The sequence below is a fragment of the Ensifer sp. Root423 genome (assembly GCF_001426275.1).
In the GTDB taxonomy this organism is placed as follows: Bacteria; Pseudomonadota; Alphaproteobacteria; order Rhizobiales; family Rhizobiaceae; genus Ensifer; species Ensifer adhaerens.
On the sequence record NZ_LMEG01000034.1, the window covers coordinates 65,268 to 90,877 of the forward strand.

Below are 25,610 nucleotides of genomic sequence, written 5' to 3' on the forward strand. Positions count from 1 at the left end.
CGTGATTAACATCTGTTTTACACGGCCATTTCGGCTGCTGAACAGTGTTTGCCCGATAAGTGGAGAATGAAATGGCTGTACCTAAAAGAAAAACGAGCCCGTCCAAGCGTGGCATGCGCCGTTCGGCTGACGCTCTGAAGACCCCGACCTACGTCGAAGACAAGAACTCCGGCGAACTGCGTCGCCCGCACCACATCGACCTGAAGACCGGCATGTACCGTGGCCGTCAGGTTCTGACCCCGAAGGAAAGCGCATAAGCGTTTCCGTTCGCGGATTAGGTTCAAAGGGCTGGCTCTGCCGGCCCTTTTGTTTTGCATCTGACATGATCTTGCTTGGACGCCGTGGTATCGCTGGCGCCTTGCGTGACGACGCCGCATAAACATGGTCCACCATAAACGCGGTCAAGGAGTTCTGATGCTTGCTGCCATACCGCTGCTGATCCTGCCTTTTGCAATCTACAATCTCGCGATGATCGGAATGTTCGGCGGCCTCGCCGGCCTGAACGCCGACATGGTGTCGCTCTCCATGCTATCAGGCGCGACCTGGACGATGCGCTTCGGCGACCTTCTGATCGTCGGCGCCCTGCTGCTGCTCTTCGTCGAATTGCTGAAAGCGACGCGCACGAGCAGCCGCGCACTGATGGATCATCTGCTCTCGATGATCCTGTTCATCGTCTTTTTGATCGAATTTCTGCTGCTCGCACCGGCGGCAACGCAGCTCTTCTTCATCCTGATGACCATCAGCTTCATCGATGTTATCGCCGGCTTTGCCGTGTCGATGCGCTCGGCCGGCCGGGACGTGTCGATCGGCCTCTAGGTCCAGACGGTTCGGGGCGACGCCGCCCCGATTTCCGCGATCTCTGTTCAGGTGAGGTGAAGGCAGGAACCGTTTTCCTGCCTGGTGGTCCTGCTTAGCCGAGATTGTCGAGCTTGGTCTGGAGCGCGCGAAGCTGCTCCTTCAGCTCGTCGATATCCTTGGCTTCGGCCTTCTTCGTTTCCTTCACGGGCGGCGCGGTGATGAAGGGTGAAAACATCTGCATGGCCTGATGGAACATCTCGGTGTTGCGACGCACCTGCTCTTCGACAAGTTGCAGCGGAACCTGCAGGTTTTTGCCGAGCGGCGTGTCGCCGAAGGCCTTGTTGATCTGCTCGCGCATCTGCGACTGCTGCTCGGTGAAAGCCTGCATCGAGTGTTCGAGATAGCTCGGCACCACCATCTGCATCTGGTCGCCGTAGAACGAGATCAGCTGGCGCAGGAAGGAGATCGGCAGCAGCGTGTTGCCGGTCTTGGACTCCTGCTCGAAGATGATCTGCGTCAGCACGGAATGGGTGATGTCCTCGCCGGATTTTGCATCCTGAACGATGAAGTCCTCACCCTTCTTCACCATCACAGCCAGGTCGTCGAGCGTGACATAGGTGCTGGTCCCGGTGTTGTAGAGCCGCCGGTTCGCATATTTTTTGATAACGATCTGGCCTTCGTGCTTCGCCATCAGGGTCTCCTCTCCCCCATCATCCCGTCTTTATTGCGTTTTTCAGAGTATCCGCAAAAGCGCGCCGCTGACAATGTCTTTGTGCGTTGCGGCGACGCAAGTGCAAAATCTTGCGGTTGCGTTTTAGGTGACGCTTTTGTGGCACTGCATCAAGGCGTTTGACTTGCGTCGCGCGCTTTGCCAGTCTGCCTGCATTAGGCAAGAAGATCTGAGGAAACGTCCCATGAGCAATCCCTCCATCGTGATCGCCAGCGCCGGCCGCACCGCGGTCGGTTCCTTCAACGGTGCCTTTGGCAATACGCCGGCGCACGAACTTGGCGCTGCCGTCATCAAGGGCGTGCTCGAGCGGGCAGGCGTCGAGGCTGCCGAGGTCGACGAGGTGATCCTCGGCCAGGTGCTGCAGGCCGGCGAAGGCCAGAACCCGGCGCGCCAGGCGGCGATGAAGGCGGGCGTTCCTCAGGAAAAGACCGCCTGGGGCATGAACCAGCTCTGCGGCTCGGGCCTGCGCGCCGTCGCGCTCGGCATGCAGCAGATTGCAACCGGTGATGCTGAGATCATCGTCGCCGGCGGCATGGAGTCCATGTCGATGGCGCCGCATTGCTCGCATCTTCGCGGCGGCGTGAAGATGGGCGACTTCAAGATGATCGACACGATGATCAAGGACGGCCTGACCGACGCCTTCTACGGTTATCACATGGGCATCACCGCCGAGAACGTCGCTCGCCAGTGGCAACTCAGCCGCGAGGAGCAGGATGCGTTCGCACTCGCCTCGCAAAACAAGGCCGAAGCGGCCCAGAAGGCCGGGCGCTTTGCCGACGAGATCATTCCCTTCATCGTCAAGGGTCGCAAGGGCGACGTCACCGTCGACCAGGACGAATATATCCGCCATGGCGCAACGCTCGACCAGATGACGAAGCTGCGCCCCGCCTTCGACAAGGAAGGCACGGTCACCGCCGGCAACGCTTCCGGCCTCAATGACGGCGCCGCAGCCACCCTGCTGATGACCGAGGCACAGGCCTCCAAGCGCGGCATCCAGCCGCTCGCCCGTATCGTTTCCTGGGCAACCGCCGGCGTCGATCCGCAGGTCATGGGCACCGGCCCGATCCCGGCGTCGCGCAAGGCGTTGGCAAGGGCCGGCTGGGCGATCGGCGATGTCGAACTGGTGGAAGCCAACGAAGCCTTCGCTGCCCAGGCCTGCGCGGTCAACAAAGACCTCGGCTGGGATCCGTCGATCGTCAACGTCAATGGCGGCGCGATCGCCATCGGTCACCCGATCGGCGCTTCCGGCGCCCGCGTGCTCAACACGCTGCTTTTCGAAATGAAGCGCCGCGGCGTTTCCAAGGGGCTTGCAACCCTCTGCATCGGCGGCGGCATGGGCGTCGCCATGTGCGTCGAGCGGTTCTGATCGGTCTGGCGGCATGAACAGCGCCAGGTGGGTTCCATTTTCCCTGCTTCTGGCCGGTTCGCCGATCGTTTCTGCACATGCCAATCCCGCGCCTCTTAACGAGGCGCGGCTGGTAGAGTGCATGCTGGAACATACGACTTCCGACGAGGAGAGCGTTTTCAAGGACGTGATGGTCGCGGCCTTGAACGATGACGGCGGCGCATTGAAGGTGTCGCTGGAGCAGCTCTCCGCGGTGATGATGGGTCTCGCGCTGGAGAAGTGCGAGGTGGCTCTGTCCGCGCTGGCTACGCCGCAGTTTCAAGCGGCCGCCGGGCTCTACGGGCAACAGGTCGGCGAAAAGCTGATGCAGAAGGCATTCGAAAAACTGAACTGATCAAGTGGGAGGCGCATATGAGCAGGGTAGCATTGGTCACGGGTGGGTCGCGCGGCATTGGTGCGGCAATTTCCATCGCACTCAAGAATGCCGGCTACAAGGTGGCTGCCAACTATGCCGGCAATGACGAGAAGGCTCAGGCCTTCAAGCAGGAAACCGGCATCCCGGTCTACAAATGGGACGTTTCCAACTATCAGGCCTGTGCCGAGGGCATCGCCAAGGTCGAGGCCGATCTCGGTCCGGTCGATGTGCTCGTCAACAATGCCGGCATCACCCGAGATGCCATGTTTCACAAGATGACGCCGGAGCAATGGGGTGAGGTGATCGGCACCAACCTCACCGGTCTCTTCAACATGACGCATCCGCTCTGGTCGGCCATGCGCGACCGTGGCTTCGGTCGCGTCATCAACATCTCGTCGATCAACGGCCAGAAGGGCCAGGTGGGTCAGGCCAACTATTCGGCGGCCAAGGCCGGCGATCTCGGCTTCACCAAGGCGCTCGCCCAGGAAGGGGCTGCCAAGGGCATTACCGTGAACGCGATCTGCCCCGGCTATATCGGCACGGAGATGGTGCGGGCGGTGCCGGAGAAGGTGCTCAACGAGCGCATCATCCCGCAGATCCCGGTCGGCCGCCTCGGCGAACCGGAAGAAATCGCCCGCTGCGTGGTGTTCCTCGCCTCCGACGATGCCGGCTTCATCACCGGCTCGACGATTTCGGCGAACGGCGGACAGTTTTTCGTCTGAGCATCAGACAAGCCGAACATTACCGGACGGCGCCTTTCGAGGCGCCGTTTCCATGCGGCGGCAGCGCTGAAAATCCTGCTCGAAATCCTGAAGTTGCGCTGGCAGTTCCGTTGCCGGAGTGGGGCGTAGACACTATATCTTGTGGAGAACAAAGGTGGAATGACGCGCGGTCTGCGAGTCGCTGCCGAATGTTCCCGCACTGGTCGCGACTCTAAACTGCGATTCTCATTCTCTCACTTGGGTGAATCCCTGACGAATTTCGTGAAAAATTTTCCAGGCTTTCCAGAGTCTTGGATTCGGAATCCTTGGACCTGTCAGGCAATGGCAGAGCCGGGATTGTTGCGCGCCAAAGGGCCTGATGCGCGGAATCAGCTCCAGATTCAGCATGTGGTGCAACGTTCGGCGTTGAAATCTATATGTAGTCGTGAACATACAGTGAATCACAATGAGTCGTCGATTCGTCGCCGATTCGTTCCACGGCTGTTCCAATTGTCGATTGCGCCGACCACAACAGGTGGTGCAATGGGCTAAGAGATGCCAAGCGATAGGTTTTAGTTGTCGGCGCCCCTTGCGTTTGGCTCGGTGCGTGGGCATGTGTTTGCCGCCAGCGTGAAAAGACGCTGCCGTAATTTCTGAATGCCCGGGATCGATGACGTGTCCGTTCACCCCATGATCCTGAGCGGCCGCGGTGTCACCGCGGTGCTCGGGCCTACCAATACCGGCAAGACGCACTACGCGATCGAGCGCATGATTGCGCACGACAGCGGCGTCATCGGCCTGCCGCTGCGGCTTCTCGCGCGCGAGGTCTATACGCGCCTGGTCGAAAGGGTCGGCCACCACAATGTCGCGCTGATCACCGGCGAGGAAAAGATCACCCCGCATCGCGCGCGCTATTCGGTCTGCACCGTCGAGGCCATGCCGCGCGAGACGACGGCGTCCTTCGTCGCGATCGATGAAGTGCAGCTTGCCGGAGATCTCGAGCGCGGCCATATCTTCACCGACCGGATCCTGCACCTGCGGGGTCGCGGCGAGACGCTGCTGCTCGGTGCCGGAACGATGCGGCCGATCCTCGAGCAGTTGCTGCCCGGCATCACCGTCGTCGAGCGGCCGCGCATGTCGCAATTGCTCTATGCGGGTTCGAAGAAGATCACCCGCCTGCCGCACCGCACGGCAATCGTCGCCTTCTCTGCCGACGAGGTCTATGCGATCGCCGAGCTGATCCGCCGCCAGCGCGGCGGTGCCGCCGTCGTGCTCGGCGCGCTGTCGCCGCGCACGCGCAATGCGCAGGTGGCGCTCTACCAGGAAGGTGACGTCGAATATCTGGTCGCGACCGACGCGATCGGCATGGGCCTCAATCTCGACGTCGACCATGTCGCCTTCGCGCAGGACCGCAAGTTCGACGGCTATCAGTTCCGCAATCTCAACCCGGCCGAACTCGCGCAGATCGCCGGCCGCGCCGGCCGGCACTTGCGTGACGGTACGTTCGGTGTGACCGGCCGCGTCGATCCCTTCGACAACGAGCTGGTCCACCGTATCGAGGCGCATGAGTTCGATCCGGTGAAGGTACTACAGTGGCGCTCGAAGGCGTTCGACTACGCTTCGATTGCCGCTCTGAAGAAGAGTCTTGAGGCCGCGCCGACGGTTCCCGGCCTTGCCCGGGCGCTACCTGCGGTAGACCAGCAGGCGTTCGAGCATTTGGCCCGCTACCCTGAGGTCGTCGACATCACGACCAATGCCGAGCGGGTGGAAAAACTGTGGGAAGCCTGCGCGCTGCCGGACTATCGGCGCATTACACCGGCTCAACATGCCGACTTGATCTCGACGATCTACGCGGATCTTGTCCGCCGCGGTACCGTAAACGAAGATTTCATGGCCGAGCAGGTCAGGCGGGCCGATCATACGGACGGTGAGATCGACACACTTTCGGCGCGAATCGCGCAGATCAGGACATGGACTTATGTGTCGAACCGGCCAGGATGGCTGGCCGATCCGACACACTGGCAAGAAAAGACGCGGGAAATTGAAGATCGATTATCCGACGCACTACATGAACGGTTGACGAAACGCTTTGTTGATCGCAGGACATCTGTGCTCATGAAGCGCCTGAGAGAGAATGCTATGCTGGAAGCTGAAATCAGTGTGAATGGTGATGTCTTCGTTGAAGGTCATCACGTAGGACAACTAACCGGTTTCCGGTTTACGCTGGCGACCGGCGGCGATGGCCCGGATGCCAAGGCTGTGCAGGGTGCTGCCCAGAAGGCGCTGGCGCTCGAGTTTGAGGCACGCGCCGCGCGGCTGCATGCTTCCGGCAACAACGACCTGGCGCTTTCGTCGGATGGTCTTGTGCGCTGGCTCGGCGATCCCGTCGCCCGTCTGACGGCAAGCGACCACGTCATGCGCCCGCGCGTCATCCTGCTGGCCGACGATCAGCTGCAGGCGAACGCCCGCGAGCACGTTCTGGCGCGCATCGAGCGTTTCGTGAACCATCACATCGGAACGGTCTTGAAGCCGCTCGACGATATTTCGCGCGCTGAAGATCTCGAAGGTCTCGCCAAGGGCCTCGCCTTCCAGCTCGTCGAAAACCTCGGCGTACTGTTCCGCCGCGATGTCGCAGACGACGTCAAGTCGCTCGACCAGGACGGTCGCGCTTCGATCCGCAAGTACGGCGTTCGCTTCGGCGCCTACCACATCTTCCTGCCGGCGCTCCTGAAGCCGGCGCCGGCCGAACTTATCACGCTCCTCTGGGCGTTGAAGAACGACGGCCTCGACAAGCCCGGCTATGGCGACCTCATCCCGATGCTCGCCGCCGGCCGTACGTCTGTCGTTACCGATCCGTCTTTCGAGCGGACCTTCTACAAGCTCGCCGGTTTCCGCTTCCTCGGAAAGCGCGCGGTGCGCATCGATATCCTCGAGCGCCTCGCTGACCTTATTCGACCGCTCCTTCAGTGGAAGCCGGGCACGCAGCCGCGTCCGGAAGGCGCCTATGACGGTCGCCGCTTTACAGCGACCACCTCCATGCTCTCGATCCTCGGTGCAACGCCCGACGACATGGAAGAGATCCTGAAGGGCCTCGGCTACCGCGCAGACAGCGTCAAGGCCGAGGAGGCCCAGGCCTTCCTCATGGGTCAGGATGGTGGTGCTGCGGCTGCTGCCGCCGCTTCCGAACCGGTCGCTGCGGTTGATGACGCCGATGCCGGCGACAGTGCGGCAGAAGCCGAGACTGCAGTCGTCGAGGCACCTGCTGCCGAGGCCGAAAAGGCCGAAGCTGACGTTGCCGTCGCTGCCGACGGGGCCCAGCCTGCTGAGGCTCAGGTGACCGAGACCCAAGTGACGGAGACCGGCGAGCCGGTCGAAGCCAAGCCCGTTCTGCTCTGGCGTCCTGGCACCCGTCAGGACAACCAGCGCCAGGGCGGTGGCCGCCACGAGGGCGACCAGCGTCGCGGCGGTCAGCGCCACGGGCGTGGCCAGGGCCAGGGCCAGGGCGAAGGACGTGAAGGCGGGCGCAAGGGTGGTCAGCAGGCGCGTGGCAAGCGCCATGACGGTGGCAAGCCGGAAGGCGGCCCGCGTCAGGATCGCGGCGAGCGTCATGATCGTCACGACCGCGGCGGCAAGCCGGGTCAGGGCAAATTCGAGGCGCGTCCGCCGCGTCGCGAAAAGCCGGTGGATCCGGATTCGCCCTTCGCCAAGCTTGCTGCTCTCAAGGAGCAGATGAAGAAGTAAGGTAGACCATGGAAAAACAGCCTGCGTCCAACCCGGCATCGCGCCAGCGTCTCGACAAGTGGCTGTTTTTCACGCGGCTGATCAAATCCCGATCGCTTGCGCAAAAGGCGATCGAGGGTGGCCGTGTCGCCGTCAACGACGAGCGCGTGACGCAGTCGTCGTTTCAATTGAAGACGGGTGATATGCTCGAACTTGCGCTCGACCGGCGCAGTCTGATCGTTCGGGTCGTGGGCCCGGGTGAGCGGCGAGGTCCCTATGAGGAAGCGCGTCTGCTTTACGACGATCTGACGCCAGAGCAGCCGAAGGAGAAGTTGTCGGCCTACGAGCTTGCCACGCGCGAGCGCGGAGCGGGCCGGCCGACGAAGAAGGAGCGGCGGGAAACCGATCGGCTAAAGCCCGATTTCGATCCGCGCGAGGACTGATGGGCGCCGCCAACCCTGCCCGCCGCTGGCTGTAAAACACGACGCGCTTTTGCGCGACAGCCTTTAGAAAACTCTGCCTTTGCCGTGGCGTTTCGCGCATTGAATATTCTTGCAAAGGGTCCATAAAGCCTTTACCTGACAGACCCACGTTGGGTGCATCGGGTTTGCTTCGGCAGCTATGCGCGCCGGACATTCCTAGCATGCGCGGACGACGAGCATCACCATTGATTGCCGTCTGCCATCAAACGTGAGCATTGGCTGGAGTACCTCATGACGTATGTCGTGACCGACAATTGCATTCGCTGCAAGTATACGGACTGTGTCGAAGTCTGCCCCGTGGACTGCTTCTACGAGGGTGAGAATTTCCTCGTCATTCATCCCGACGAGTGCATCGATTGTGGCGTTTGCGAGCCGGAATGTCCTGCCGAGGCGATCAAGCCGGATACCGAGCCGGGTCTTGATATGTGGCTGAAACTGAACGCGGATTTCGCTTCGAAGTGGCCGAACATCACCGTCAAGCGCGATCCGATGCCGGAAGCGAAGGAGATGGACGGCGTCGAAGGCAAGTACGAGAAGTTCTTCTCGACCGAGCCGGGCCAGGGCGACTGAGACGAAGCGGTCGCCGCCGTTCGTCGAGGCTGACGAAGCAAAGCTGCCGCCGGGGCGCAAAGCTGGGGAAAACACGAGCCGCGCTCGCAGTTGCGAGAATGGTGGCTTGATGGCTGCCATGCAGCAAATTATTGATTTCGGCACTTTTTTGTGATAGGTTCCTTCTACTGATCCACAGAGGGTGTTTTTGCGCGCCCGAAAACCATCACGAAAGCAAACGATCTCCAAAACGCGGTTTCTCCCTAGTACGCAACATGGCGTTGCTCTGTTGTGACCGCATTTTATGAGGCTGTTTGCATTCCTTGGACGGACCAGGATGTACCCACCCGGCGGTATCCCCGTCTATCCCGGGCCTCACTGACCCGGCCCCGGCCAGAATGGCCGGCGCGAAACAGGGAGTTTTTGAAACGAATGACGACCCAGCAGAAAAAATCTTCGACACGCCAGGGCTTCAAGACCGGTGAATCGATCGTCTATCCGGCCCACGGCGTTGGCCAGATCGTGGCGATCGAAGAGCAGGAAGTCGCCGGCATGAAGCTTGAGCTTTTTGTCATCGATTTCGAGAAGGACAAGATGCGCCTGAAAGTGCCAGTGGCCAAGGCCGTCAGCATCGGCATGCGCAAGCTCTCCGAAACCGATTTCGTCGACCGCGCGTTGAAGGTTGTGCAGGGCAAGGCTCGCGTGAAGCGCACCATGTGGTCGCGCCGCGCCCAGGAATACGATGCCAAGATCAATTCCGGCGACCTGATTTCCATCGCGGAAGTCGTGCGCGATCTCTACCGCGCCGAAAACCAGCCGGAACAGTCCTATTCCGAACGCCAGCTCTACGAAGCTGCCCTCGACCGCATGGCGCGCGAAATCGCTGCCGTCAACAAGATGTCGGAAACCGAAGCTGTTCGCCTCGTCGAGGCCAACCTCAGCAAGGGTCCGAAGCGCGGCAAGGCGATCGACGAAGACGACGCTCAGGACGAAGCTGCATAAGCTGTCTGACTGCACTGAGACTACCAAAAAGCCCGGCCATCGCGCCGGGCTTTTTCTTTGATCGCATGGAACTTTTGCCGTCCGGGCGCATTTATAAAGGCCGGCAGAAGCGCGCCGCTTTCGCGCCGGGCGATCTTGCTTCTGTGATCCCGTCACCGTTCAGGTTCGTGACTTCGAAGTTAGGGCGCCGCGTCGTTTCTTCAAGTTTCGACATCGCGGCGCGAGACGCCCCCTGCTGCCGGACACTGCATCCGTCCGGCCTTTTGGACTTCACACGCAATGGCGCCCGGCGCCAGTCACGGAGTGATCGATGAAGACTCTCACTGCAGACCGGCGGATGATCAAGATCGCAATGGAGGCGCCCTATCTCGAGCGCGACGAGGAGCACAAGCTGGCGCAAGCCTGGCGAAACGACAACGATCAGGAAGCCCGCAACAAGATCGCCATGTCGCATATGCGTCTGGTGATCTCGATGGCCGCGAAGTTTCGCAATTTCGGCCTGCCCATGGGCGATCTCGTCCAGGAGGGCCATATCGGTCTCCTGGAGGCGGCGGCCCGTTTCGAGCCGAGCCGCGAGGTCCGCTTCTCCACCTATGCCACCTGGTGGATCCGGGCGTCGATGCAGGACTATGTCCTGCGCAACTGGTCGATCGTCCGCGGTGGCACCAGTTCGGCGCAGAAGGCCCTGTTCTTCAACCTTCGGCGTCTTCGCGCCCGGCTTGCCCAGGGCGACAGGCAGCTTACATCGCAGGCTATGCATGAGGAGATTGCGGCTGCCCTCGGCGTCAGCATCGCCGACGTGCAGACGATGGATGCACGTCTCTCTGGCAGCGACACCTCGCTGCAGGCGCCGGTCGGCGGCAGTGATTCCGATGGCGGTGAACGGCTGGATTTCCTCGCCAGCGACGCGCCGCTGCCGGACGAGCAGGTGAGCGAGATGATCGACGGCGAACGGGCTCGTGTGTGGCTGCGCGACGCGCTGTGCGCGCTGACGGAGCGCGAAATGCGCATCATCCGCGCCCGGCGGCTGACGGAAGAAGGAGCGACGCTCGAAGAGCTCGGCATCGATCTCGGCATATCCAAGGAACGTGTGCGGCAGATCGAAACTCGGGCGCTGGAGAAGCTCCGGGCGGCCTTGGCGACGCGAGCGCCGGCGCTGACCGCAGGCATTCATTGACCGCCTGACGTCGACCGTCTGCCGCCATGCCCGTACTATTCGCCGGAACCCCGCATTGCGCCGGGAAGCGGCACTGTCCGCTGTCAATTTGGCGATGACGATTGGCGCAGCGTGCTTTCGTTCGTGACCGTTCAGGCGCCTCGCGACGTGCTTGCCTAGCAGATGGCAGGCAATTCACGCTCGCAACCGAACGTGCTTCAGCTGCGCCTGTCTCAATCCTATTCGGAAACGATCTTCACCCTGTCGCCCGGCTTCACCGTCGAGCTGACCTGCATCGCATTGATCACCCGGAAGAGGTCGAGCTTACGATCGGTTCCCATCATGCGGGCCGACAACGTGGTGATCGTGTCGCCGGGCCGGACCGTCACCACCCGGATCCGCAGCGGCTTCAGCGACTGCGTCTCAGCGGCCGTCATGCGGCGGAACGTGCTACGCAACTGGTTTGCGGTCGGCTCGAGTGCACTCGACCCCTTGGGCACAGCGGTCAGGAAGCGGTAGATCCGCGTGTCGATGCGGATGACCGTCACGTCGAAATCCCAGCGGTCGGCGGAGGCGCGCGCGGTTGCGGCTTCCAGGCCGTTGACGCTGATCTGCCGGATCGTGTCGGGCTTCAGGCCGGTAACCCAACCGCTGGCGATATAGTCTGTCAGGCTCCGACCGCCCGTGTCGGCGACGCCATCGAAGCGCACGGCGATGTCGCCGGCGCCGGTCGCCAGAACCGCTTCGGCCTTGTTGTCGATCTGGAACCCGGCGGGCACGTCGAAGCGGATGCCGAGTTGGCCGTGCAGGAAGGTCTGGCCGCGCACGTAGCCCTCCTGCGGGCTGTCGCCATAGAGCAGGCCGTCGATGCCGGCGAGATAATAGTCGCGACCGCGGTCGCCGCTGGTGCCTTCCGGACCGAAGGCGCGGGCGTGCCGACGCGCGAGATCGACACGCTGCGGCGCGTTCGGGTGGCTCGACAGGAAGTCGAGGCTCTGGTCGGATTCCGGATCGACCGCCGTGAAGCGGCTATAGGCGGCCATCGAATCGAGGAAGCGCGCCGCTGCATAGGGGTCGTAGCCGGCTTCGCCGAGCATGCGCACGCCGATCACGTCGGCCTGAAGTTCCTGGTTGCGCGAGAAGGCCGCGAGCCGGAGCTTGCCGCGCGCGAGCGCCTGCTTGCCGGCGATATCGGAGGAGAGGACTTCGGAGACCACGCGGCTGGCGATCACTTCGGCTTCCTCGCGCTGCTGACGCTCGATGCCGTGGTTGGCGGTGACGTGCGCCATCTCGTGCGACAGCACGGCTGCGACCTCGGAGGCATCGTTGGCAAGCGCCAGCAGGCCGCGGGTGACATAGAGATAACCACCGGGCAGCGCGAAGGCGTTGATCGCCGGCGAGTTCAGGATGGTGATGCGGTAGGACTGCTGCGGATTCTCGGAGACCGCCGTCAGCGCGCCGGTGATGCGCGCGACCAGGCGCTCAGTCTTGGCGTCCTTGTACTCGCCGCCGTAGCTTGCGACGATGCGCGGATGTTCGCGCGCGCCCAGCTGCGCCCGCGGATCGTTCTTCTGAACTTCCTCGACGATCTGCGGATTGGAGGAGGGCGAAACGGTCGGTTGGTAGGTCTGCTCGATCACGGATTGGCATGCGGAAAGGAGCGTGGTCGCAAGCAATGCAACCACGGCGCGTCCACGCAGCCGTCCGCCCTTCGGCGGGAACCGGTCGTGTGTGACTGTATGCCTCTCCATGCCTCAGCCCGTTCCCATCCATCGCTCCGCCCGCATCCTGCGGACAAGTGGAACGACAGCGTTGAAAGTCCTACTTTTTCAGCCCGGCAGCGTTGCTCTGCCGCGACCTCTCAGTCCTGGTCTTGCTGTATCTGATTTCAGCGCCACCTGCCTAGTTTGTCTCGGTAGAAATAGTTGCCCCGTGGTATCACGGCAACGGATGCGGGAATATTCGCGCCTTGCCGGATATTTCGCGCGTCGCATGGCGCCGCGGTCAAATTGTGGCAATCGGCCAAGGGCGTGGAGAATCCGATCCGTCCTTCAAGTATTGCCGAGAAAGCGGTCGATCGCCGCATTGTCCCGCCGCGCCAGGAAGCGGTCGAGGCTGTCGTTTGCGATGATACGCCCCTGGTCGAGAAAAAGCACGCCGTCGGCCAGGGCCTTCACGTCTTCGGGATGGTGCGTGATCACCAGGATCGTGTTGCCTTCCTCCGCGTGCAGTTGCCGCAGGAGCGAGCGCATGCTGGCGCGCATGCCGGGATCAAGCGCTGCGAAGGGCTCGTCGAGCAGTAGCAGGGGGCGCTTTCGCACAAGCGCGCGGGCGAGGGCGACGCGCTGGCGCTCGCCGCCTGAAAGCGTCGGCGGCAGCCTTTTCCCGAAGCCTTCGAGCCCGACGCGGCGAAGCGCGTCTTCAATCTTCTCGCGGTCGGTTGCGCTCAACCGAAGCGCCGGGTCGATGCCGAGGCCGATGTTGGTCGCGACGTCGAGATGGGCGAAGAGGTTGTTGTCCTGGAAGATCATCGAGACCGGCCGTTCCGACGGCGCCCGATCGGCAACGTTCTCGCCGAGAATGCGCACCTCGCCGCGATCGGGATCCTCGAACCCGGCAATGAGGTGGAGCAGCGTCGATTTGCCGGAACCCGAGGCACCGGCGACGGCGACGATGCCCCCCTTGGCGATGGTGCAATCGAAGGTGAGCTTGGCCGTTTCGAAACGGACCTCGACATCGCGCAACTCTATCGCGGGAACGGGATCGATCATGCTTTGCGTCCTTCCGGCCGGCTGTCATTGGCCGTGCCGAGGATGGTGAATATCAGGCAGAGAAGCCCGAGGAAAAGGGCGAGACCGGCGGCGTCGGCGGTGCGGTAGCTCCCCATACGGCTATAGAGCAGCCACGGCAGCGTCACCATGTCTTGGCTGCCGAAGAGGGCGACGGCGCCGAGGTCGCCAAGCGACAGCGCCATGGCGAAGGAAAGGGCCATCAATAGCGGCTTGCGCAGCGCCGGAAAGTCGATCCATCGCAGACGATCAAAACCACGAATGCCAAGGCTTGCCGTCAGCCGTTCGGACCGTGCCGCATGGGTCGCCATTGCCGGCGCGAGGGTGCGGTGGACGAAGGGCAGCGCCATCAGCGCGTTGATCGCAACGACGATGGCGGGTGCAAAGCGCGCGACGTCACCGAAGGGACGCAAAAGCAGGAACCATCCGGCGCCCAGCACCACCGGCGGCACCAAGAGGATCAGCGAGGTGCTGGCACCGATGGCACCGGCAAAGCCGTGGGAGAGCGACGTCGCGTGACGCGGCGCGGTGGCGGTTGCCGCCGCCCGGATCATCACGGCTGCCATGGTGACGGAGGCGAGTGCCGAGGCGAGCGCGATTGCCGCACTCGTCAGCAGCGCCCGGTGCACCGCCGGATCGCGGGCGAGCTTCAGCAGATCGGCTTCGAGTCCGGAGATGAGAACCGCGACCAGCGGCGCGCCGAGAAACAGAAAGGCAAGCGTGATCCAGGTGCCATCACTCAGGCGCGCGATCCTTGACGCGCCATCGAAACGGCGCACGGTGCGGCCACCGGTCATGCCCTCTTCCGGCTCGGTCGCCAGATGACGAAGCAGGAGCAGCAGCAGGCCGGTCATGGCGATCTGCAGGGCTGACAGCGCGATCGCGCGCGGCGGATCGAAATCGAAACGCAGCGCCTGGTAGATCGCCACTTCGATTGTGCTGGCCGCAGGCCCGCCGCCGAGCGTCAGCACGAGGGTGAAGCTGGTGGCGCAGAGCATGAAGACGAGGCCGGCGGCACCCGGCAGGAGGCCGCGCAGGACGGGCCATTCGATGAAGCGAAAGAGTGCCCGTGACGGCATGCCGAGATTGGCGGCGCTGCGCCAGTATTCGGCGGGGATGCGTTCGAGCCCGGCCAGGAACAGGCGCGCCGCAAGCGGCATGTTGAAGAAGACGTGGGCAAGCAGGATGCCGAACAGGCCGTAAATGCTGACGGGCTGCGCGAGGCCGAGCCAGCGCAGGCCGGAATTGAGGAAACCCTGCCGCCCCCAGATCTCGATCAGCCCGAGTGCGCCAACCAGAACCGGCAGTCCGAGTGGCAGCGCCATCAAGCGCAGCAGCCAGATGCGGCCGGGGAACTGCGGCCGTCGCGCCAGCGCCCGGGCGACGGGGATGGCAAAGAGCACCGACAGCAACGTCGAGAGGGTCGCCTGCAGCAGCGTGAAGCGGGTGACGCGCCAGATGTAGGCGTCAAACAGCGCATCGTCGCTTGCGCCGCCCGTCAGGCTCAGCAAGGCGACGATCGCAAGACCGACGAAAAGGACGAAGACGCCGAGGCAGGCTGCCCCGGCGACCACTGTCATGCGATTTTCGCGCAGTGCGAACAATCCGGCCTCAGTTCTTGCTCATGGCGGCAAGCCATTCGTCGATCCAGGCCTTGCGGTTCTTGGCGACTTCCTCCGAGGGCAGGAGGAAGGTGTTTTCCGGCTTGACCAGCTTATTGAAGGCGTCCGGCAGCGGCTCCTTGGTCGCTGCGACCGGCATCATCCAGTTCGTCGTCGGGATGATCGACTGGAAGTCCGGACCGGTCATGAAGGCGAGGAACTGCTTTGCCAGTTCCGGCTCCTTGGCGTTCTTGGTCATGCCGGCGACTTCGATCTGGATGTAGTGCCCTTCGGAGAAGGCAGCGGCCTGGTAGCGCTCGGTGTTTTCCGCGACCATGTGGTAGGCCGGCGACGTGGTGTAGGACAGCACCATCGGCGCCTCGCCCTTGGTGAAGAGGCCATAGGCTTCCGACCAGCCGGGGGTGACGGTCAGAACGCGGTCCTTCAGCTTCGTCCAGGCGGCACCCGCCTCATCGCCATAGACGGCCTTGACCCAGAGCAGGAGGCCGAGGCCCGGCGTCGACGTACGCGGATCCTCGATGACGATCTTCTGCGACGGATCGCCTTCCACCAGCTCCTTCAGGCTCTTCGGCGGCGTCTTCAGCGTCTCGGTGTCGTAGACGACGGCGAAGTGGCCGTAGTCATAGGGCAGGAACGTGTCGTCCGAGAAGTTGCCGGGAACGGTGACGCCGGTTGCCTCGACGCCGTGCGGCACGAAGAAGCCCGTTGCTTTGGCTTCCGCAACGAGGTTGGTGTCGAGGCCAAGCACGATGTCGGCCTTGGAAGCCTCGCCTTCGAGCTTCAGGCGGGTGAGCAACTCGACGCCGTCGGCCACGCCGACATAGTTGACCTTGCATTCGCAGGTCTTCTCGAAGGCTTCTGCGACCTTGGCGCCCGGGCCCCATTCGGTGATGAAGCTCTCATAGGTGTACACCGTCAGCGTCTTGTCGGCGGCGGTCGCGGCGCCGGAGAAAACAAGGCTCGCGGCCGTCGCAAGGGCTAGCCGGCTAAAGAATTTAAGTTGCGATGAATTGGACATGGCGAGGACCTCTCTCCCAAAGTTCGTTGTTGCATGGGAAAAGGGCGTATCGATCCGATCGCGTCTAATCCCTCCGCCGGTATGAGCCGGATCAGGTTCCGCGGGTTGGCGTTTTGACGCCTCTCAGCCTCCGGCCGCAATGCGGTCGGGAGGCACCCCGTTAGAGCGGCAAGAGATTTACCGCTGCCTCGGTCCCATGGCAAGCGATGTTTACGGCGAAGCAAGGGGACGCTTGGCCAGCACAATGGCTCGTGTTTGCGTATGCCGCCAACTGCGCTACACAACGGCAGCGAGGAGGAAATGTCATGCCCGATATGCTTGTTCGACTTTATGCCCTGCCGGCTGAACCTCAGTCGAAGCTTGGCCTTGGCATCAGCATTCGCCGCGCCATGGCGCCGGAGCGCCGCCTGGTTGTTTCCTGGATCGAAAGGACTTTCGGTGCCGGATGGGCGGGCGAGGCGGAAGCCGCCTTTTCCTCCACCCCTACGCGCATGCACGTCGCTGTCCATGACGGAAAGATCGTCGGCTTTTCCTGCCACGACGTAACGGCACTCGGCTTCTTCGGTCCGACCGGCGTCGACGAAAGCATGCGCGGGCAGGGGATCGGTGAGGCGCTTCTGCTTGCAAGCCTCACGGCGATGCGCGAGGCCGGCTATGGCTACGCGATTATCGGCGGCGTCGGGCCGGCGAAGTTCTACGAGCGGGTGGCCGGCGCCGTCGAAATTCCGGATTCGACCCCCGGCATTTATGCCGGCATGCTTTTCCCCGATCCGGTGCCCGAGGGGCATTGATGGTCTGACCAAAATATCGAGAACCGCTCGTTCGACGGTTTTCTTCGTTTTCCTTCGGCGGTCCTTTGCGCTATGGGCTTTGCCATGTCTCGATCGACCTTCACCATTCTGCTTGGCGGCGCCCTTTCGCTGACCGACCGGCTGGCTCACCAGCTGGCCGCAAGTCGCTTCATTGCGGCTGACGGCGGCATGCGCCATGCCCGATTGCTCGGCATCGTGCCGGATGTCTGGGTCGGTGATTTCGACTCGACCGAGGAAGCCCTTCTTGCGGACTACGCCTCCGTCCCGCGCGAGCCCTATCCGGCGGCGAAGGCCGCGACGGACGGGGAGATCGCGGTCGAGGCGGCGCTGTCGCGTGGAGCCGACCGCCTGATTTTCGCCGGCGCACTCGGCGGCACCCGCAGTGATCACGCCTTCATGCACCTGCTGCATGCTGTTGCCCTTGCCGAGCGTGGCCTTTCCGTGTTGATGACCTCGGGCGAGGAAGAGGCCTATCCGCTGCTGGCCGGCTCGCTCGACCTTGATTTGCCGAAGGGCTGCCTCTTCTCGGTGCTCGGGTTGACCGAGCTTACCGGTCTTTCGATCGTCAATGCGCGCTATCCGCTCGACGATTTCACCTTGCCGTTCGGCTCGTCCCGAACCGTTTCCAACGTTGCGGAGGGTCCCCTTCGCTTCACTCTCCAGAGCGGTCGCGCCATTGTTCTCGCCCGCCCCTATGATCTTTCCGGAGCCTGAGCCTTGGCGCCTCCCATTCTGAAACTCGACGACATCTTCCTCACCTTCGGTGGCGCGCCGCTGCTAGCCGGCGCCAATTTTCAAGTCGAACCGGGCGACCGCATCTGTCTTGTCGGCCGCAACGGCTCGGGCAAGTCGACGCTGATGAAGATTGCCGCGGGTCTGGCCGAGGCGCAGTCGGGCGAAATCTTCCGCCATCCCTCCGCGACCATCCGCTATCTGCACCAGGCGCCGGATTTCGACGGCTACGACACCGTGCAGGCCTATGCCGAGGCAGGACTCGGCCCGAGTGACGATCCCTATCGCGTCGCCTATCTGCTGCAGCACCTGGGGTTGACCGGCGAGGAAGACCCGAAGCGCCTTTCGGGCGGCGAAGCGCGTCGCGCGGCGCTTGCCCGTGTCATGGCGCCGGAGCCGGATATCCTGCTGCTCGACGAGCCGACCAACCATCTCGACCTGCCGACGATCGAATGGCTGGAAGACGAACTGATCCGCAGCCGTTCGGCGCTCGTTCTGATCTCGCACGACCGGCGCTTCCTGGAAAAGGTCTCGACCGCGACCGTCTGGCTCGACCGTGGCCAGTCGCGGCGGCTCGACCGCGGCTTTGCCCATTTCGAGGCCTGGCGCGACGAGGTGCTGGAGGCCGAGGAGCTGGAGCAGCACAAGCTCGGCAAAGCGATCGAGCGCGAGGAACATTGGCTGCGCTACGGCGTGACCGCACGACGTAAGCGCAACATGCGCCGCCTCGGTGAGCTGCAGACCATGCGGGCGACCTATCGCGGCCACAAGGGGCCGCAGGGAACGGTACAGGCGACGGCCGCCGACGCCAAGGAATCGGGCAAGCTGGTGATCGAGGCGGAGAAGGTCACCAAGGCCTATGGCGAGCGTACCATCGTCGCGCCGTTCTCGATCCGCGTGCACCGCGGCGACCGCATCGGTCTGGTCGGCCCGAACGGCGCCGGCAAGACGACGCTTCTGAAGATCCTGACCGGGCAGATCGAACCGGGTACGGGTACGGTCAAGCTCGGCACCAATCTCGAAATCGCGACGCTTGACCAGAAGCGCGAAGACCTCAATCTCGACGAAACGCTGGCGCACTACCTGACCGACGGGCGCGGCGACAACCTGCTGGTCAATGGCGAGCAGCGCCACGTCACCGGCTACATGAAGGACTTCCTGTTCCAGCCGGAGCAGGCGCGCACCCCGATCCGCGAGCTTTCGGGCGGCGAGCGCGCAAGGCTGATGCTGGCGCGCATCCTCGCGCGCGCAACCAACCTTCTGATCCTCGACGAGCCGACCAACGACCTCGACATCGAGACGCTCGACCTCCTGCAGGAGATCGTCGCCGGTTTTGCCGGAACGGTGATCCTCGTCAGCCACGATCGCGACTTCCTCGACCGCACCGTCACCTCGACGATTGCGCCGGCCAATCCGGAGGCGCCGGATGGACGCTGGATCGAGTATGCCGGCGGCTATTCCGACATGATGGCGCAGCGCAAGGGCGCGATCGAGGAGAAGCGCAAGGCCGAGAAGGCGGAAAAGGCCAAGGCCGAGGCGGCGGCCCCTGTCGCCGAAGCGCCGAAGGCTGCCAAGGGTAAGCTTTCCTACAAGCAGAAATTCGCGCTCGAAAACCTGCCGAAAGAGATTGCCAAGGCGGAAGCCGAGGCTGCCAAGCGCGAAGAAAAGATGGCGGACCCCAATCTTTTCACAAAAGATCCAAATGCTTTTGCGAAGCTGGCGCAGGAGCTGGAAAAGCTGCGTGCCGACCTCGCTCGCATGGAAGAGGAATGGCTGGAGCTCGAAATGCTGCGCGAGGAGCTTGAGGGCTGAGACACAACAAAGACGGTCCCGCGCGGGATTGCGAAGGTAATACGTTGAATCCTTGCGAGTTTTACCGTTAAACTGGCAAGGGAAAGATGGCCTTCCGCGTTGAACGTTTTCACAGGGTATGATAAGTAAAACTTATTATATCACCTGTGAACGATCATGATGCCCTTCAAGCTAGAATCCGAAACCATTGGAATGCTTCTGACCGATGTCTCGCGCCTCTTGCGCGGGGCCTTCGACCGCAAGGTTAATGCCATGGATCTGGGCATCACGCCTGGCGAGGCGCGCACGCTGATCCAGGTGGCGCTCACCGAGGGCATCAAACAGGCCGAAATCGCCACACGCATGGGCATTGAGCCGATGACGCTGTCGGCCTATCTCGACAGGCTGGAGGCGAACGGGCTCGTCGCCCGCGTTCCCGATCCGGCGGATCGCCGCGCCAAGAATGTCGTCATCACCGAAAAGGCCGGTCCGTTGTTCAACGAGCTGATGACCGGTCTTCGCGAAATGATGGATGCCTATACGGAAGGGCTGGACTCGGAAGCGCGCGCGCTTCTCTGTTCCAACCTGCGCATCCTGCGTGACAATTTGCGTCAGCTCGATCCGTGCCTTGCCGGTAAGGAGACAGCGGAGAAGGCCGAAGTCCGGGTCGGAGCCGCGCAATGACGCGTCGCATGAGCGAGCGGCGCACAAGCATCATCGGTGCCTTCCTGGTGGCGCTCGGCCCCGTTTCCATGGCGCTGTATACGCCGGCGATGCCTGAACTGGTGTGCGCCTTCTCCTCCAGCGAAGCGGCGATCAAGATGACGCTGTCGCTCTATTTCGCCGGCTTCGCCTTTGCCCAGTTGGTGTCTGGCACGCTCTCCGATGTCATCGGTCGCCGCCGCGCGACGCTGATCTTCATGGCGATCTACCTCGTCGGCAGCCTGATGGCGGCCTTTGCGCCTTCCGTCGCGGTGCTTTTGGCCGGCCGCCTGGTGCAGGGCATCGGCGCCTCCGTCGGGATGACCGTGGCGCGTGCGATCGTGCGCGACCAGTTCACCGGGACTGAGGCCGCACGCATCATGAACATGATCGGCATGATGCTGGCCCTCGGACCCGCCGTGTCCCCGACGCTTGGCGGCCTGGCGCTCGGTCTCTTCGGGTGGCAGTCGATCTTCTTCCTGATGGTCGGCTTTGCCGCCATGGCCTGTCTCACCGTGCAGTTTTTCATGGCCGAGACCGCGACCCCGGATCCGGCCAAGGGCCACCTGAAGCCCATCCTTGCGGCCTATCGGCGGTTGGTGAGCGACAGCCGCTTCGTTTCCTCGACACTTGTGATCGGCGGAGCGGTCGGCGCACTTTATGCCTGGGCGACCATGCTGCCCTTCGTACTGATCAATGCGGTGGGGCTGACACCGACCGAGTTCGGCGTCGGCATGCTGATGCAGTCGGGCCTTTTCTTTTCGGGAACCGTGGTGGTGCGGCTGCTGATGCGGCGTTTCACGCCGCAGGCGCTGGTGCCGGCCGGCCTCGTCTTCATCGGTGCGGCCAGCCTCGCGCTTGCCTACACCATGCACGTGCTGCCGCCGAGCTTCCTCTCGGTCATGCTGCCGATCGGGATTTATGCCTTCGGCATCGCCTTCGTCATGCCCTATATGATGACGGCGGCGATGGCGCCGTTTCCGGACATCGCTGGCACGGCGTCGGCAGTGATGGGTTTCGTACAGATGGGCTCGGGGCTGCTTGGTGGCGCGATCGCCGCTGCGGTCGGCGCTCCGGTGCTGGCGCTCGGCACGATCATTCCATGCTTCGGCCTCGTCTGCATCCTGAGCTATGTCTGGTATCGCCGCAACGTTCGCTCGCAGCCGCTCGCCGTGCCGGTCAAGGATCCGCTTTCGGAAGCGGCGGAGTAGAAATCTGGTGCGACATCGGCATCGATACCGCTTCGCCCTGCATACGAAAAAGCCTCCGCGAACGGGTCGCGGAGGCTTCTTTTTTCAAAACGCGTCGTCTTAGCGGTTGCGCGCGGCCAGCGTGCGCAGGCGCAGCGCGTTGAGCTTGATGAAGCCGGCGGCGTCCTTCTGGTCGTAGGCGCCCTGGTCGTCCTCGAAGGTGACGAGCTTGTCGGAGTAGAGCGACTTGTCGCTCTCGCGGCCGATGACCATGACGTTGCCCTTGTAGAGCTTCAACGTCACTTCGCCTTCGACATGCTCCTGGCTCTTGTCGATTGCGGCCTGCAGCATCTCGCGCTCCGGTGAGAACCAGAAGCCGTAATAGATCAGCTCGGCGTAGCGCGGCATCAGCTCGTCCTTGAGGTGGGCGGCGCCGCGGTCGAGCGTGATGCTCTCGATTGCGCGGTGCGCGGAGAGCAGGATGGTGCCGCCGGGGGTCTCGTAGACGCCGCGCGACTTCATGCCGACGAAGCGGTTCTCGACGAGGTCGAGACGGCCGATGCCGTTGTCGCGGCCGTACTCGTTGAGCTTGGCAAGCAGGGTTGCCGGCGACAGGCGTACGCCGTTGATCGAGACGGCGTCACCGCGCTCGAAGCCGATCTTGATGACGGTGGCCTGGTCGGGAGCGGCTTCCGGCGAGATCGTGCGCATGTGCACGTACTCAGGGGCTTCCAGTGCCGGGTCTTCGAGAACCTTGCCCTCGGAGGAGGAGTGCAGCAGGTTGGCGTCGACGGAGAACGGCGCTTCGCCCTTCTTGTCCTTGGCAACCGGGATCTGGTGCTTCTCGGCGAATTCGAGCAGGTCGGTGCGGCTCTTGAACGACCAGTCGCGCCACGGCGCGATGATCTTGATGTCCGGGTTCAGCGCATAGGCGGAAAGCTCGAAGCGAACCTGGTCGTTGCCCTTGCCGGTCGCGCCATGGGCGATCGCGTCGGCGCCGGTCTTCTTGGCGATATCGATCAGGTGCTTGGAGATCAGCGGGCGGGCGATCGAGGTGCCGAGCAGGTAAACGCCTTCATAGACGGCGTTGGCGCGGAACATCGGGAAGACGAAATCCTTGACGAATTCCTCGCGGACGTCCTCGATGTAGATCTCCTTGATGCCGAGCATTTCGGCCTTCTTGCGGGCCGGCTCGAGCTCTTCGCCCTGGCCGAGGTCGGCGGTGAAGGTGACGACTTCCGCGCCGAGTTCGGTCTGCAGCCACTTCAGGATGATCGAGGTGTCGAGACCGCCCGAATAGGCGAGAACGACCTTTTTCACGTCTTTATGCGATGCCATGGTTTCCGTCCGTCTGGTCTTGGGGAGGGCGGCGATGCCGCGTGCAAATCTGCGGCACTTTAGCCAGAACCTGCGGCGATACAAGCGCTAGAACGCTTGACGATGCGAATCCGCTGGCAAAAGCGCAGGCGCAGGATTACTGGAGGCGACCCCCGTGCCGAGGAAACGACGATGGACTTCATTCCCAGCCTGCCGACCCTCCTGACCTTTGCCGCTGCGACGCTGCTTCTGGCGGCCACACCCGGCCCGGACATGACGCTTTCGATCAGCCGGGCGCTCGCCCAGGGCAAGAAGGCCGCGCTCTTCGTCGTGCTCGGCACCAGCTTCGGCATCGTCGTGCATACGCTGCTCGTCGCGTTCGGCATCTCGGCGCTGATCACCGCCTCGCCAACCGCATTCACCATCCTCAAGACCGGCGGTGCCGCCTACCTGCTCTGGCTTGCGGTGCAGGCGATGCGCTTCGGCTCCAGCATTTCGGTGCAGAAGGTCGAGCCGACGGAAGGCAAGGCGCTTGCCAACATCTCGGCCGGCTTCTGGGTGAACCTGTTGAACCCCAAGGTCATCATCTTCTTCATGACCTTCCTGCCGCAGTTCGTCAGCGCCGATGATCCCTCGGTCACCGGCAAGCTTCTGTTCCTCGGCCTGTTCTTCATCACCATCGGCATGCCGGTGAACATGCTGGTCGTCTTCACCGCCGACTGGCTTGCCTCCTGGCTGCAGCGCAACAAGGGCGTGATGCGGGCACTTGATTTCAGCTTCGCCGGCGTCTTCTCGGTGTTTGCGGTGAAGATTTTCATGACGACGGCGCGGTAAACAAAAACAAAAAGCCCGGACATCTTGGATGCCCGGGCCTTGTTATGAATTAGTCTTCTGTACTCAGCCGATCAGCAGCGCATCGTCGTCGAGCGTCTGGCCGCGGATGCGGCGGAACATGGCGATCAGGTCCTCGACCTGCAGTTCCTTGCGGCTGTCGCCGGCGACGTCGAGAACGATCTCGCCGCCGTGGAGCATGATGGTGCGGTGGCCGTAGTCGAGTGCCTGGCGCATCGAATGGGTGACCATCATCGTCGTCAGCTTGCGCTCGGAGACGATCTTCTGCGTCAGGTTCATCACGAACTCGGCCATGCCAGGGTCGAGGGCTGCCGTATGCTCGTCGAGCAGCAGCACTTCGGAGCCTGCGAGCGTCGCCATGACCAGCGAGACCGCCTGGCGCTGGCCGCCGGACAGAAGGTCCATGCGGTCGCCCATGCGGTTTTCAAGGCCGAGGTTGAGCTCGGCGATGCGTTCGCGGAAATGTTCGCGGCGCTTGGGGCCGAGCGCGGCTGTGAGGCCGCGGGCCTCGCCACGTTTGGCAGCAAGCGCCAGGTTTTCCTCGATCGAGAGTGCGCCGCAGCTGCCGGTCAGCGGATCCTGGAAGACGCGAGCGACGAGTCCCGCGCGCGCAGCGGTACCCTTGCGGCTGACGTCTGTCTTGCCGATCGTCACCTGGCCGGCACTTGGCAGCACATCGCCGGCGAGCACGCCGAGCAACGTCGACTTGCCGGCGCCGTTGGAGCCAATGACGGTGACGAAGGAGCCCTGCTCGATCGTCAGGCTGACGCCGTTCAGCGCCTGCTTCTGCAGCGGCGTGCCCTTGCCGAAGATGACCTCGATGTTGTTGACGCTGATCATGCCGCACCTCCACGACGCAGACGGGGAAGGACGAGGGCGAAGGTGACGAGTGCCGCGGTCACGAAGTTGAGGTCGGAGGCCTGCAGCCCGAGCATGTCGGTCGACAGCGCCAGCTGGATCGCTATACGGTAGAGGATCGAGCCGAGCACGCAGCCGATCAGCGCAATCAGGATGCCGCGGGCACCGAGCAGCGTCTCGCCGATGATGACCGCCGCAAGCCCGACGACGATGGTGCCGACACCCGAGGTGACGTCGGCAAAGCCGTTGGTCTGGGCGAACAGCGCGCCACCGAAGGCGACGAGCGCGTTGGAGATCGCCATGCCGAGATAGATCTGGCGGTTGGTGTCGACGCCCTGTGCGCGGGCCATGCGGGCATTGGCGCCAGTGGCGCGCATCGCAAGACCGGCATCGCTCTCAAGGAAGCGCCAGACGATGATGACGGCGACGATCACGAGCACGCCGATAAACAGCGGCCGGACGTAGAAATCGCGCAAGCCGAGGCCGTAGAAGGGTGACAGCATCGTGTCGGCGTTGATCAGCGCGACGTTCGGCTTGCCCATGACGCGCAGGTTGACCGAGAACAGCGCGATCATCGTCAGGATCGAGGCGAGCAGGTTGAGGATCTTGAAGCGCACGTTAAGCATCGCCGTGACGATGCCGGCTGCGGCACCAGCGACCATCGCCACGCAGGCGGCAAGCCACGGATTGACGCCGGCGATGATCAGGACCGCGGTGACGGCGGCGCCCAGCGGAAACGATCCGTCGACCGTGAGGTCGGGAAAATCGAGAACCCGGAATGCGAGAAAGACGCCGAGGGCAACGAAGGCATAGACCAGCCCCAGCTCCACGGCTCCCCAGAAAGCAATTAGACTCAACCCCAGACCCTCTTTTCTACCTGTCGCGCCTGATTGTGCTTATGAGCGCGACGCTCCCGCTTGGCACATGGGGCGCACGGCCGGGCGCATGTGCGGCTTAGAAACTTGGAGCGGCCTCCGGTGTTCCGGGCCCCTCATAGCGAACCGCCCCCGTATGGAACGGAGGCGGGCA

General features: G+C 63.1%; 24 protein-coding genes and 1 riboswitch. Of the genes, 16 read left to right on the top strand and 8 right to left on the bottom strand.

Annotated features, from left to right (window positions below; translation table 11 throughout):
* Positions 1–71 precede the first annotated feature (71 nt).
* Positions 72–257, top strand: a complete 186-nt coding sequence (gene rpmF / locus ASD01_RS23905) for a 50S ribosomal protein L32 (RefSeq protein WP_034802928.1) — start codon at positions 72–74, stop codon at positions 255–257.
* 157 nt (positions 258–414) lie between these two features.
* Positions 415–816: a membrane protein gene (locus ASD01_RS23910; RefSeq protein ID WP_034802925.1), complete on the top strand. Its 402-nt coding sequence runs from the start codon at positions 415–417 to the stop codon at positions 814–816.
* A 94-nt stretch (positions 817–910) separates the two neighbouring features.
* Here the strand turns inward: ASD01_RS23910 and phaR are convergent, their stop codons facing one another.
* Complete coding sequence (gene phaR, locus ASD01_RS23915) at positions 911–1,489, bottom strand: polyhydroxyalkanoate synthesis repressor PhaR (RefSeq protein ID WP_034802922.1); 579 nt, start codon at positions 1,487–1,489, stop codon at positions 911–913.
* A gap of 223 nt (positions 1,490–1,712) precedes the next feature.
* Here phaR and ASD01_RS23920 point away from each other — a divergent pair, with 223 nt between their 5' ends.
* The 8 genes from ASD01_RS23920 to ASD01_RS23955 all read left to right on the top strand — a co-directional run bounded on the left by ASD01_RS23920 (position 1,713) and on the right by ASD01_RS23955 (position 10,919).
* Positions 1,713–2,894 (top strand): acetyl-CoA C-acetyltransferase, encoded by a 1,182-nt coding sequence (locus ASD01_RS23920; protein ID WP_034802919.1) that lies wholly within the window; start codon positions 1,713–1,715, stop codon positions 2,892–2,894.
* Positions 2,895–2,907: 13 nt separating this feature from the next.
* Positions 2,908–3,267: a hypothetical protein gene (locus ASD01_RS23925; protein WP_034802905.1), complete on the top strand. Its 360-nt coding sequence runs from the start codon at positions 2,908–2,910 to the stop codon at positions 3,265–3,267.
* A 17-nt stretch (positions 3,268–3,284) separates the two neighbouring features.
* A complete protein-coding gene (gene phbB / locus ASD01_RS23930; RefSeq protein WP_060644528.1) occupies positions 3,285–4,010 on the top strand; it encodes a beta-ketoacyl-ACP reductase in 726 nt (241 codons plus the stop codon).
* Between the two features lie 654 nt (positions 4,011–4,664).
* Entirely contained in the window at positions 4,665–7,730 is a 3,066-nt protein-coding gene (locus ASD01_RS23935; RefSeq protein ID WP_034803172.1) for a helicase-related protein, read from the top strand.
* Positions 7,731–7,738: 8 nt separating this feature from the next.
* Positions 7,739–8,152, top strand: coding sequence for an RNA-binding S4 domain-containing protein (locus ASD01_RS23940; protein ID WP_034802899.1), 414 nt, complete (start codon positions 7,739–7,741; stop codon positions 8,150–8,152).
* Between the two features lie 270 nt (positions 8,153–8,422).
* Complete coding sequence (gene fdxA, locus ASD01_RS23945; protein ID WP_034802896.1) at positions 8,423–8,761, top strand: ferredoxin FdxA; 339 nt, start codon at positions 8,423–8,425, stop codon at positions 8,759–8,761.
* Between the two features lie 411 nt (positions 8,762–9,172).
* A complete protein-coding gene (locus ASD01_RS23950; protein ID WP_034802893.1) occupies positions 9,173–9,742 on the top strand; it encodes a CarD family transcriptional regulator in 570 nt (189 codons plus the stop codon).
* 310 nt (positions 9,743–10,052) lie between these two features.
* Positions 10,053–10,919, top strand: a complete 867-nt coding sequence (locus ASD01_RS23955) for an RNA polymerase factor sigma-32 (RefSeq protein ID WP_034802890.1) — start codon at positions 10,053–10,055, stop codon at positions 10,917–10,919.
* 218 nt (positions 10,920–11,137) lie between these two features.
* Here the strand turns inward: ASD01_RS23955 and ASD01_RS23960 are convergent, their stop codons facing one another.
* The 4 genes from ASD01_RS23960 to thiB form a co-directional block, all read right to left on the bottom strand.
* On the bottom strand, positions 11,138–12,649 hold the full coding sequence (locus ASD01_RS23960; protein ID WP_034802887.1) for a M48 family metalloprotease: 1,512 nt from the start codon (positions 12,647–12,649) through the stop codon (positions 11,138–11,140).
* Between the two features lie 300 nt (positions 12,650–12,949).
* Complete coding sequence (thiQ, locus tag ASD01_RS23965) at positions 12,950–13,669, bottom strand: thiamine ABC transporter ATP-binding protein (protein WP_034802884.1); 720 nt, start codon at positions 13,667–13,669, stop codon at positions 12,950–12,952.
* Entirely contained in the window at positions 13,666–15,291 is a 1,626-nt protein-coding gene (thiP, locus tag ASD01_RS23970; protein ID WP_257785172.1) for a thiamine/thiamine pyrophosphate ABC transporter permease ThiP, read from the bottom strand. The genes thiQ and thiP overlap by 4 nt, the downstream gene beginning before the upstream one ends.
* A gap of 7 nt (positions 15,292–15,298) precedes the next feature.
* On the bottom strand, positions 15,299–16,327 hold the full coding sequence (gene thiB, locus ASD01_RS23975) for a thiamine ABC transporter substrate binding subunit (protein WP_034802881.1): 1,029 nt from the start codon (positions 16,325–16,327) through the stop codon (positions 15,299–15,301).
* A gap of 51 nt (positions 16,328–16,378) precedes the next feature.
* A riboswitch (TPP riboswitch) is annotated at positions 16,379–16,497 on the bottom strand.
* A 135-nt stretch (positions 16,498–16,632) separates the two neighbouring features.
* Between thiB and ASD01_RS23980 the strand changes: the two genes are divergently transcribed.
* The 5 genes from ASD01_RS23980 to ASD01_RS24000 all read left to right on the top strand — a co-directional run bounded on the left by ASD01_RS23980 (position 16,633) and on the right by ASD01_RS24000 (position 21,575).
* Positions 16,633–17,118, top strand: coding sequence for a GNAT family N-acetyltransferase (locus tag ASD01_RS23980; RefSeq protein ID WP_034802878.1), 486 nt, complete (start codon positions 16,633–16,635; stop codon positions 17,116–17,118).
* Between the two features lie 84 nt (positions 17,119–17,202).
* Positions 17,203–17,853 (top strand): thiamine diphosphokinase, encoded by a 651-nt coding sequence (locus tag ASD01_RS23985; protein WP_034803166.1) that lies wholly within the window; start codon positions 17,203–17,205, stop codon positions 17,851–17,853.
* Between the two features lie 3 nt (positions 17,854–17,856).
* Positions 17,857–19,683, top strand: coding sequence for an ABC-F family ATP-binding cassette domain-containing protein (locus ASD01_RS23990; protein WP_034802875.1), 1,827 nt, complete (start codon positions 17,857–17,859; stop codon positions 19,681–19,683).
* 159 nt (positions 19,684–19,842) lie between these two features.
* The gene (locus ASD01_RS23995; RefSeq protein WP_034803154.1) at positions 19,843–20,346 is read left to right on the top strand and encodes a MarR family winged helix-turn-helix transcriptional regulator; all 504 of its coding nucleotides are present in this window, start codon (positions 19,843–19,845) and stop codon (positions 20,344–20,346) included.
* A complete protein-coding gene (locus ASD01_RS24000) occupies positions 20,343–21,575 on the top strand; it encodes a multidrug effflux MFS transporter (RefSeq protein WP_034802873.1) in 1,233 nt (410 codons plus the stop codon). The genes ASD01_RS23995 and ASD01_RS24000 overlap by 4 nt, the downstream gene beginning before the upstream one ends.
* A gap of 99 nt (positions 21,576–21,674) precedes the next feature.
* Here ASD01_RS24000 and ASD01_RS24005 read toward each other — a convergent pair whose 3' ends face one another.
* Positions 21,675–22,892 (bottom strand): argininosuccinate synthase, encoded by a 1,218-nt coding sequence (locus ASD01_RS24005; protein WP_034802869.1) that lies wholly within the window; start codon positions 22,890–22,892, stop codon positions 21,675–21,677.
* A 171-nt stretch (positions 22,893–23,063) separates the two neighbouring features.
* On the opposite strand from ASD01_RS24005, the gene ASD01_RS24010 reads away from it, so the two are divergent.
* Positions 23,064–23,705: a LysE family translocator gene (locus ASD01_RS24010; protein ID WP_034802866.1), complete on the top strand. Its 642-nt coding sequence runs from the start codon at positions 23,064–23,066 to the stop codon at positions 23,703–23,705.
* A gap of 63 nt (positions 23,706–23,768) precedes the next feature.
* On the opposite strand, the gene ASD01_RS24015 is transcribed toward ASD01_RS24010, so the two are convergent.
* Positions 23,769–24,563, bottom strand: coding sequence for an ABC transporter ATP-binding protein (locus ASD01_RS24015; RefSeq protein ID WP_034802864.1), 795 nt, complete (start codon positions 24,561–24,563; stop codon positions 23,769–23,771).
* Positions 24,560–25,438, bottom strand: coding sequence for an ABC transporter permease (locus tag ASD01_RS24020; protein WP_034802862.1), 879 nt, complete (start codon positions 25,436–25,438; stop codon positions 24,560–24,562). Before ASD01_RS24020 ends, ASD01_RS24015 begins: the two co-directional genes overlap by 4 nt.
* Positions 25,439–25,610: the final 172 nt, after the last annotated feature.